We start from the raw sequence: 3,147 nt of genomic DNA on the forward strand, positions 1-3,147 counted from the left end.
GACGTGGGGGACGCGCTCCCCCGGCCCCCTGAACGCGTCCGGCTACCGCCCCGGCTGCCGGCCGGGGGAGCGCGTGACGTGGGGGACGCGCTCCCCCGGCCCCCTGAACGCGTCCGGCTACCGCCCCGGCTGCCGGCCGGGGGAGCGCGTCCCCCACGTCCGCCTCACCGGAGGCCCCGCGGAAGTGACATCCACCCTCGACCTCGTCGGCCCCGGCTTCACCCTGCTCGTGGCCGACGGCGACCCGGAGTGGCAGCGGCAGGCCGGGGCCGTACGGCAGGCGGGCATCCCCCTCACCCTCCGTACCATCCGCACCGGCGCCCAGCGGGAGGCGGAACCCGGCCGATGGTCGAGCGTGCTCGGCGCCGAACACACGGACGCCGCGCTCCTGGTGCGTCCCGACGGGCACATCGCCTGGCGCGGCGCCCGCCCGGCGGACCTGTCGACGCTCCCGGCCCTCGTACGGCGCGTACTCGCGACACCGTGACCCCCGCCGGCACGGTCCGGCGGCCCGGCGGGGCGAGGACGACTGCCCACCGGCACGGCCCGGACCTCGGAAACACCCGGGCGCCGCGATCCGCTACAGCGTGTTGTCCCCGTCCCGGTTGAACAGGTCCCCGGGCGCGAACATCTGCCGGGCCACCACATGCCCGTGCTCCGCCGCCATGCGGAACCACGGCTCCGACGGGGGAAGGCCGTCGCGGTTCTCCGCCGGACGCCCCATCTCCCACATCGACTCGACGTCGCCCGCCTCGGCGGCCCGGCGCAACAGCCGCTCCGCCTCCTCCGGTTCGCCGCGGACCTCGGCCTTCACGGCCAGGAACCGCAGGGTGTGGGGGCGGGGCGCGGGCGCCCCCGGACGAGAACGATTCCCCGGACGACCGGAAGGACATCGAGCGCCCAACAGGAGCCGGTTCACCCTGGAGTCGACCGAACCGATCGCGTTCCGGCGGCAGAACTTCGGCGACTGCGAGATCCCCTCGCTGGACCTGAAGGAGGGGTTGGAGCCCGCGGGCCGCACGGGTTTCGGGCTGCGCGTGCGCGGCTGACGCCGACGAGGAGGGGGCCGGGAACTGCCGTGCCGCGCGGGCCTTGCCGCGTCGGGACCGGCCCGCCCCGAGGGATCGGCCCGCCGCGGGAGTCAGTCCGTCGCGGGGACGCCCAGGACGGCGTGCATGCCGCGCAGCGCCCACTCCTCCGCCCGGCTGTCGCCGTGGAGGAGCCGCGCCGGGGTGATGCCGGCGGTCAGGGACTCCAGCCCGTAGACGACCTGGGGCGCGTCCGTCCCGGGCGGGAGGTCCCCGGCGGCGACGGCGGTGTCGATGTCGTGGCGGAGGGTGTCCCGCCAGCGGGTGCGGCCCTCGGCGATCCGGTCGTGCACGGCGCCGGTGCGGCCGTCGTAGTCGTAGGTGACCTGGGTGAGCAGGCAGCCACCGGAGTAGCCGGGATCGGCGGCGTAGCGCACCCAGGACGCGCAGACGGCCAACAGCCGGGGCAGTCCCGCGTCGAGGTGGCGCACCGGTTGCCAGACCCGGGTGCGGACGTCCTCCAGGACCAGGTCCACCGTCTCCAGTTGCAGCTTCTCCTTGCTGCGGAACTGGCCGATCACACCCGCCTTGCTCATTCCCAGCCGGTCCGCGAGCCGGCCGATGGTGACGCTGTCCAGGCCCTCCGAGGAAGCGATCTCGGCGGCGGCGCGCAGCACCGACCGCCGGGTTTCGAGAGCTGCCTGAGCCGATGCACGTCCTGCCATGCCCGACAGCTTAGCAAACGACCGTACGGCATTGACGTACGAACGATCGTATTCTTAAATCCTCGCCATGACGCCTTCCGCCGCCACCCGCCGGGCCTCCCTCGCCCTGTTACTCGCCTGCGCGGGCACCTTCCTGAGCTTTCTCGACGCCACCGTGACCAACCTGGCGGTGCCGCCGATCGCCGACGACTTCGACGTCCCGCTGACCACCGTCTCGTGGGTCGCCACCGCCTACGTGATCCCCTTCGCCGCCCTGCTCGCCCCGGCCGGGCCGCTGGCCGACGCGGTCGGCCGCGCCCGTCTGTTCCTGATCGGCGTCGCCGTCTTCACGGCGTCGTCGCTGTTGATCGCCGTGGCCCCGGCCCTGCCCGTACTGCTCGGCGCCCGCGCCGTCCAGGGCCTGGCGGCGGCCCTGCTGGTACCCGCGTCGCTGGGGCTGGTGCTCGCGGAGATCCCCGCCGAACGCAGGCGCGCCGCGATCGGCACGTGGAGCGCGGCGGGAGCCCTGGCCGCCGCCGCGGGACCCGCCGTCGGCGGCGTCATGGTCGAGGCGCTCGACTGGCGGGCGCTGTTCTGCCTCAACCTGCCGGTGGGCTGCTGGGTGCTGATCGCCGGACGGAAGCTGCCGACCGGCGAGTCCCGTACCGGCGAAGGGCCCGACCTCATGGGCGGTCTGCTGCTCGCCCTCTGCGTCGGCTCGGCGGTGTATGGCCTGACACAGGGCCCCGACCACGGCTGGACCTCGGCGCACGTGTCGACCGCCTCCGGTGTCGCCGTGCTCTCGGGCGCGGCGACCGTGCTGCGGGCGCTCCGGCACCCGCGACCGGCGCTGCGGCTCGACCTCTTCCGCAGCCGGCCCTTCGCCGTCGCGAGCGGAGCCTCCCTCGCGTACGGTGCCGCGCTGTTCGCCACGATGCTGCTCGGCGTGCTCTTCATGACCGACGCCTGGAACTACTCCGCCCTGGAGGCCGGTCTCGCGATGAGCCCGGCGGCGCTCGTCACCGCCGCGGTCGGCATCGGCATCGGGCGGCTCCCCGTCGCCATCGCCCCGCGCACGATGGTGGCGGGCGGTTCGGTCCTCGTCGCCGCCTCGACGGCCGTACTGGCCCTGCTGATCGACACCGAACCGCGCTTCTGGACGCTCTGGCTGCCGATCGGAACGGTGATGGGCGTCGGCGTCGGCATGGCCACCGTCGGGATCTCCAGCGCCGCCGCGCTCTCCGTGGTGCCCCGGCACTTCGCCGCCGCGACGGGCATGGTCATGGCGGCCCGGCAGGTCGGCGGCGGCCTCGGCATCGCCGCCACGGCCGTGATCGTCGCGGAGGTCCCGGGCACGGGCGCGGAGCCGTACGCCGCCGTGTACTGGTTCGCCACCGCCGTCAGCCTGGCCGCCG

General features: G+C 74.9%; 3 protein-coding genes and 2 pseudogenes. 3 read left to right on the plus strand and 2 right to left on the minus strand.

The window, feature by feature from the left end:
- Positions 1–487, plus strand: a pseudogene (locus tag EAO76_RS45605) (hypothetical protein); the annotation flags it as partial.
- 93 nt (positions 488–580) lie between these two features.
- On the opposite strand, the gene EAO76_RS40795 reads toward EAO76_RS45605, so the two are convergent.
- The gene (locus EAO76_RS40795) at positions 581–814 is read right to left on the minus strand and encodes a sel1 repeat family protein (RefSeq protein ID WP_148841296.1); all 234 of its coding nucleotides are present in this window, start codon (positions 812–814) and stop codon (positions 581–583) included.
- Positions 815–914: 100 nt separating this feature from the next.
- Here EAO76_RS40795 and EAO76_RS47035 point away from each other — a divergent pair.
- Positions 915–1,049 (plus strand): annotated as a pseudogene (locus tag EAO76_RS47035) (flavodoxin family protein); the annotation flags it as partial.
- Between the two features lie 92 nt (positions 1,050–1,141).
- Here the strand turns inward: EAO76_RS47035 and EAO76_RS40805 are convergent.
- Positions 1,142–1,753, minus strand: a complete 612-nt coding sequence (locus EAO76_RS40805) for a TetR/AcrR family transcriptional regulator (protein ID WP_148841297.1) — start codon at positions 1,751–1,753, stop codon at positions 1,142–1,144.
- 67 nt (positions 1,754–1,820) lie between these two features.
- On the opposite strand from EAO76_RS40805, the gene EAO76_RS40810 reads away from it, so the two are divergent.
- A partial coding sequence (locus EAO76_RS40810) for a DHA2 family efflux MFS transporter permease subunit (RefSeq protein ID WP_148841298.1) occupies positions 1,821–3,147 on the plus strand: 1,327 nt, incomplete at its 3' end.

It is taken from the genome of Streptomyces sp. sk2.1, assembly GCF_008120935.1.
Taxonomy (GTDB): Bacteria; Actinomycetota; Actinomycetes; order Streptomycetales; family Streptomycetaceae; genus Streptomyces.

Excerpts from the sequence above, each read along its gene's own strand:
- EAO76_RS40805 (WP_148841297.1), bottom strand. The coding sequence starts at position 1,753 with ATGGCAGGACGTGCATCGGCTCAGGCAGCTCTCGAAACCCGGCGGTCG.